The sequence below is a fragment of the Winogradskyella sp. SYSU M77433 genome (assembly GCF_029911945.1).
Lineage (GTDB): Bacteria > Bacteroidota > Bacteroidia > Flavobacteriales > Flavobacteriaceae > Winogradskyella.
In genome coordinates this window covers 779,405-785,927 of record NZ_JARYTG010000001.1, presented here as the reverse complement: position 1 = coordinate 785,927, position 6,523 = coordinate 779,405, and the positions used below count along the sequence as shown (strand labels likewise).

Genomic DNA, 6,523 nt, shown 5'->3' with positions numbered 1-6,523 from the left:
TCGGGATCTGGTTGGGACGGTACCTTTAATGGGAACCTAATGCCGAGTAGCGATTATTGGTTCACCGTGGAATATGTCGAACCAACAACAAACGAACCTAAAGAATTTAAAGCCCATTTTACCTTGAAACGATAAAAAAATATGAGATTAAAAAAATATTGTTTAGTAGCACTTTTAGCTTTAGTTGCAAATTTTGGTTTTGCACAGGAAGGTATCCCAGTTTACTCGGATTACTTAACCGATAATTATTATTTAATTCACCCTTCTATGGCTGGAGTTGCTAATTGTGCCAAGGTAAGGTTGACTGCTAGGCAACAGTGGTTTGGTGTTGATGATGCACCAAGTTTACAAACTTTGAGTATGAATGGAAGATTAGGAGATTCTCCAGTTGCTCTTGGTGGTGTTGTTTTTAATGATGAAAATGGTTATCACTCAACAGTTGGTGGTTATGCAACATTTGCTTACCATCTTATGTTTTCTAGGAATGAGATCGATTTAAATATGTTGTCTTTTGGTTTGAGTGCTGGTTTTCTTCAGTATAACTTAGATCAAACAAGTTGGTTAGCTCCTGGTGAGTTTGATCCTCTTGTAGATCCTTCAGAACAAAGCGCAACTAATTTTAATATTGATTTTGGATTTTCATATCATTATGTGGATTTTTATGTTCATGCAACAGCAAAAAACATTTTAGAAAATGATGGCGTTAATGTAAATGAAAATGGGGATTTTGAGTTTAAAAATCTAAGACGTTATTTATTATCTGCTGGTTATACAATAAGTAAATTTGGAAGTGATTGGAGTTATGAACCTTCTTTAATGTATATGTATAGAGATGCTACTAAAGAATCATCCATAGATGTGAATTTGAAAGTGTACAGAGAAATGGACTTTGGTAAAGTTTGGGGTGGATTATCTTATAGACGAAGCCTTGATGGTGCAGAGTTTTTTGACGGTACAGGTGTAAGTAATCAAAAAGCACAATATATAACTCCTTTCTTAGGTGTTGATTTTAATCAATTTGTGTTTGCTTATACGTATTCATATCAAGCTAATACGGTTAATTTTAATACTGGTGGTTTTCATCAAATAACTCTTGGTTATAATTTCAATTGTAGAAGAGAGAAATACGAATGTAACTGTCCAGCGATAAACTAATAAAATAATAAAAAAGGCTCAATTTTAAATTGAGCCTTTTTTATTTAAGATTTTTCCCATTTGTAATTTTTCTTTTCAGCTTGGGTTTTAATTGCTTTTATCATCGCATTTTCTAATCCGTTTTCAGTAGTATTTGATTTGTTGGAAATATATGCTTTTCGTTTAGAGTTGAGTTCTGTAATTTCTTTTTGTATTGATTCACGTTCTTTTCGTTTAGCTTCAACATAAGATTTAATTTCACTTTTAGATTTACCTTTTAATTCTTCAGGTAATTGCTCTTCTTTTAAATCCTCATAAGAGAAATTATCTTCCTTTTCCGCATCTACTAGATCCCAAGAGGTATTTGTGTAAAACTTAGAACTTTTACTCACTGTTCTGCTAACTGCATTTGCTTTATCATAGCTCATAGCATTTAGGTCTTGCTCGGCTTGCATTTCCATTTTAGCTCTACCATTTCTACCATAAGCTATATATGTTTTATTTAGCTTTTCATTGAACTCTAAAATTTTATCGTCATAAGGTGAAGCTATGTGTACTGTTGCTTGATTGTGATTTATAGCCATGTAATTTCCATGAGTTAAGTCTGCGCCGTCTTTCCAATAGGTTGAAATACCTTGATTATAATCTCCGCAAAAAATAGTGTTTACAGTAACATCATTTTTATGGGCTAAACCTGAAGCTTCTTTGTAGCTTACGTTACCTTGGGTATAAGGCTCGTTTCCTGCAATAAATATGAGTTTTAAATCATTTTTTTCTTCTCCCCATTCTAATTGATTTAGGGCTGTTTGAATAACTTTACCACAATATTCATTTCCACCATTTGTAGTAAGTAAAAATAATGATTTTGAGATTTCATCTAAGTCGTCACTAAACGCTATTACTTGTCTCAAATAACCTTCATCTGCATTTAAGTTGTCATTACCATACTCGTAAAGTGCTATTTTGAGATTGGGACTTTTTTCTTCACATTTGGCGTAAGAAAGCTCATTTACAATTTGCCATAATTGTGCTTTTGCTTGGTCTATGAGCCCATCCATACTATTACTAGTGTCAAGTAACAGCGCAACCTTTATTTCTGGTTCTACTCTAACTAATGGAGTTTCAATTTTTGTTTCAGCTATTGCTAATTTATCGGAATCATTTTTTGTTTTTGCATTGCAGGACAAAATTGTTGTTAGTCCTAATGCTATTACTAAGGATTTGGAAATTGTTTTCATAGTCTTATTTTTTTGTATTTAATTCTTTAACGTCAATAGTTCCGTTCGGAGATATCACATAATACTTGTGATCTATTTCAGTCTTCACGGTAACCTCTTCTTTCTTTTCTTTTGGTTTTGGAGTAAAAACTAATTTGATATTCATACCTATTTGAACTACGGGCTCCAATATTGAAGGGTTTACAACCAGATCATAATTCTCATAAGTTAGAGGCTGATAGTAATATGAAGTTTGTTTTTGAGCACTTGTAACTCCTTTTTTTCTATCAAAAGCTTCAAAAGAAACACTATTGTAAGCTTGGTAGCTTTGGTAGAAATCTTTTGGAAAATAGCAGTATTTATCGTCTGCTATTGCAACATCATATTTAGCTAAATCAAAACCAAGGACTTTGTAATAACTCTTTTTATCTTCTATGAGTTTCAGTAATTCATCTTGAAGATTTTTATAGACGCCTTGGATATCTTCAATGTAGTAATCTACTTTTACCAAGTTGTAAACTTCACTTTTTGCACACGCTTCAAGAATAGATTCAAATTGATTTGTTTTGGTAAACTGAATGTGTATGTTTTGTTGAAGCTCAAAACCTTTCGGAACTTCAGTATAGGTCTTACTAAATAATTTTTTAGTGACTTCAACTTCGTAGACAGGAACAAAGGAAATAACATCGATTGCAACATCCTTTGCGACGATACCTATAGCATTTAGTTCTTTTTTAATATTGTCTACGCGTTCTTTCATTAAAGTATTGGTGTTTTCTGCTGAAGTGCCAATCTGCGAAACATTGAACACTGCTGTATAAGTAGTAGCCATAACATTTTGAAGTGCTTTCACATCAATACTCAAAACATTACTTGGTTGTAATACTTTATGTATTTGTTTTTGAACGGTAGGGTTGTAGATGTGGGCGTTTCCAGAAGTCAAGATGTTTTGTCTAGAAATTTCTGGGGTGATTTGGTTGTAATTGCCTTTGTGTTGAGCGGATAGAAAGTAGTAACTTCCAAAGAGGAGGAGTAATACTACTAATGTGTGTTTTTTCATTTGTTTTAATGTTTTTTGATTAATGCGTAAAGCTCTATTGAAAAAACAGTAATAAAAAGTGAGAATGAGTATGCTAGTCATTTAGATTAGGGAACTGAGCACTTTTTTTAGTTATGCAGTCATTTTTTACAGAAAAGAGAATATAAATGAGAGGTTATGATTTTAGCAAATCAAATAAAGTATGTAAGTTTATTCCAATTAATTGAAATTGACTGGTGAGAACACTTCTTACATTTATTATAGTAATTGCATGTTGTACTTTAAGTTTTAGCCAAAACAAGTATGAGGATAACTATAAACCTGAAGCACTTCTTAATATTAGAGGTTCTGTTTACGATAAAAAAACGCGTGAGCCATATAAAGATGTAGAAGTTTTAATAAACGGAGGAAAATATACTACAACAGATTTTGATGGTAGGTTTACCATAAAAGCAAAAATTGGTGATGAAGTTATAGTAAGTCATAAAGATTTTGAAACGATATATTATACCATAAGATCCAATGAACGTATAACTATAGAGGTTGTAGAAGCTGATAAGTCGACTAGACAAAATAAACTTAGTAGCAATTTCAGACAGTTCAATAAAATGATTGATTCTGCAGATACCTATCTTAAAAAGGATGCAGAAAAAAGTATAAAATTTATTGGTGACGCATTAAATGTAGATATCAATTCTAGCCAAAGTGCAGAAGCTCATGAATTGTTAGGCGATATATATATGTACTGGAAACAATTTGATTTAGCCATTTCTGCTTATAAAATCAGTTTACAAAATCAAGATACGTCTTCAGCTAACTTAAAACTTGCCAAAGCTTATTTAAAAAACGGTGAACCTAACGAAAGTATTTCTACATATAATTCGATAAACCTATCCAATTTATCCAATTACGAGAAGACAACTTATTATGAAGGTTTAGGGGATACAAAACTTGAACTAAAAAAATTCTCTGAAGCTATTAAAGCCTATGAAGAAGGACTGAAAGTGGCAAAGGAACATCTCATAGCTCCTAAAGTAACCGATTTAAATTCTAAAATAGCTGAAGGCTATAGTATTCAAGGTAATAAAGCTGAAGCTAAAAATTATTATACCAATTCGTTAAATCTGGCTTCTGGGGAAAATAAAAAGCGAGCTGTGCAAGAACAGGTTAAAGTCGCTGAGTTTAATAATCTCAATCGAGATTACGAATCGGAAATTGTACTAAGAAAAGAGGCCATTGAAGGTATAGAAGATATTGAAAGCGATTCCATCATTCCTAATGAAAGTGCATTAACCTTACAAAAGCAAAATTATAAAATAGGTAACGCTTATTTGTTACAAAACGATTGGGCTAATGCCATTCCTTATTTTGAAAAAAGTATTGAAGAAGCCGATAAAAAAGGAGATTTAGAAGTAAAGAAAGATGCTACACGACGTGTTTCAGAAGCGTATTACAATCTTGGTGATGAAGAAAAGGGAAGAGCTGCTATTGATGAGTTTAAGAATGTTGTAGACGCTTTGTATGCGAAGAAATCTCAGGAAATTTCTCAAGCAGCACGTTTTAGCAGGAACATGGTAGAACAACAGAATAGGATAACGTCATTAGAAAGTGATAGAGCTTTGTCTCAAAGTAAATATGCCCTTACAACAGAGCGTAATAAGCGTCAGCAATTAATTATTTACTCACTTATTGGAGGTCTAATTTTATTACTTGTTACCGCATATTTTATGTTCAAATACATTAAGCAACAGCGCTTGGCAAATAACTTATTAGCTTTAAAATCATTGAGAAGTCAGATGAATCCGCATTTTATTTTTAATGCTTTAAACTCAGTGAATAGTTTTATTGCAACCAATGATGAACGAACTGCAAACAAATATCTTTCGGATTTTTCTCAGCTTATGCGGTCAGTTTTAGAAAATAGTGAAGAAGATTTTATTTCGTTGAAAAAAGAAATTGAATTGCTTCAGCTTTATACAAAACTAGAACACTTTAGATTTCAAGACAAGTTTGATTATTCTATTGAGGTAGACGAGACTATTGATACTGAAGATTTTCAAATTCCACCAATGCTATTACAACCTTACATAGAAAATGCTGTGTGGCATGGATTGCGATATAAAATTGAAAAAGGACATTTAAAAATTAGTATAGCCCCTAAATCAAAAGATGAAATTACAATTACCATTACTGACGATGGTATTGGTAGGGAACGTTCAAAAGCTTTAAAAACTAGTCATCAGAAAAAACAAAACTCAAAAGGTATGAATAACATAAAAAAACGTGTTGCCATATTAAATGAAATGTACAAAGACAAAGTCGATGTTTTTATTGAAGATTTTCAGCAACTAGATGATGTAGGAACTAAAGTAATAGTGACTTTAAAAAAGGATTAAGATGAAATTAAATGCCATTCTTGTAGAAGACGAAGAGACTAGTAGGGAAATACTTAGAAATTACCTCACTAAATATTGTCCTAATATTTCCATAATAGGAGAAGCATCTAATGTCGATGAAGCCTTAGTTTTAATTAGAAATAATGACTTAGATGTTGTATTTCTTGACGTAGAAATGCCTTATGGAAATGCTTTTGATTTGTTGGATAAAGTTGGAGATATAGATTTTGAAACTATTTTCGTGACCGCATATAATCATTATGCAATTGATGCCTTGAATGCACATGCATCCTATTATCTAATGAAGCCAATTTCAATAGATGAATTAATAAAGGCAGTTGATTATGTTCTGGAAATTAAAACTAAAGAAGACGCTTTGCAAGATCAGGTTTTGGTGCCTAAAACAAATATTGTAAATGGTAAAATTACGATACCACAACAAGATGGTTTTGAAGTCTTAGAAACATCTGAAATTATGTATTGCAAAGCCGATGATAACTACACAGAAATTTACCTGAAAAACAATAAAAAGAAGCTCGTTAGTAAAACTTTAAAGTATATTGAAGAGAACTTAGCAGAAGCTAATTTTGCAAGAGTTCATAAAAGTTATTTAATCAATGTCAATGAAGTTGTGAAATATGTTAAAGGCAAAGGAGGAAGTGTGGTGTTAAGTAACGGAAAGGAAATTATGGTTTCAGCTTCTAAAAAGTCTAATTTATTATCTTATTTTAAATAAT

The 6,523-nt window shown here is 31.8% G+C and carries 6 protein-coding genes; 4 read left to right on the top strand and 2 right to left on the bottom strand.

The features are described 5' to 3' along the window. Together QGM60_RS03235 and QGM60_RS03230 are read left to right on the top strand one after the other, a co-directional pair. Positions 1–135: T9SS type B sorting domain-containing protein (locus QGM60_RS03235; protein ID WP_281138805.1), on the top strand; the 135-nt coding region annotated here is incomplete at its 5' end. Between the two features lie 6 nt (positions 136–141). Then, on the top strand, positions 142–1,155 hold the full coding sequence (locus QGM60_RS03230; RefSeq protein ID WP_281138789.1) for a type IX secretion system membrane protein PorP/SprF: 1,014 nt from the start codon (positions 142–144) through the stop codon (positions 1,153–1,155). A 44-nt stretch (positions 1,156–1,199) separates the two neighbouring features. Here the strand turns inward: QGM60_RS03230 and QGM60_RS03225 are convergent, their stop codons facing one another. Next, positions 1,200–2,372 carry a vWA domain-containing protein gene (locus tag QGM60_RS03225; RefSeq protein WP_281138788.1) on the bottom strand — a complete coding sequence of 391 codons (1,173 nt, stop codon included), beginning with the start codon at positions 2,370–2,372 and terminating at the stop codon, positions 1,200–1,202. Positions 2,373–2,376: 4 nt separating this feature from the next. Continuing rightward, positions 2,377–3,411 (bottom strand): SIMPL domain-containing protein, encoded by a 1,035-nt coding sequence (locus tag QGM60_RS03220; protein ID WP_281138787.1) that lies wholly within the window; start codon positions 3,409–3,411, stop codon positions 2,377–2,379. A gap of 215 nt (positions 3,412–3,626) precedes the next feature. On the opposite strand from QGM60_RS03220, the gene QGM60_RS03215 reads away from it, so the two are divergent. Both QGM60_RS03215 and QGM60_RS03210 read left to right on the top strand, forming a co-directional pair. Beyond that, positions 3,627–5,786 carry a histidine kinase gene (locus tag QGM60_RS03215; protein WP_281138786.1) on the top strand — a complete coding sequence of 720 codons (2,160 nt, stop codon included), beginning with the start codon at positions 3,627–3,629 and terminating at the stop codon, positions 5,784–5,786. A 1-nt stretch (position 5,787) separates the two neighbouring features. Continuing rightward, the gene (locus QGM60_RS03210; RefSeq protein WP_281138785.1) at positions 5,788–6,522 is read left to right on the top strand and encodes a LytTR family DNA-binding domain-containing protein; all 735 of its coding nucleotides are present in this window, start codon (positions 5,788–5,790) and stop codon (positions 6,520–6,522) included. The last annotated feature ends 1 nt before the right edge of the window (position 6,523 follow it).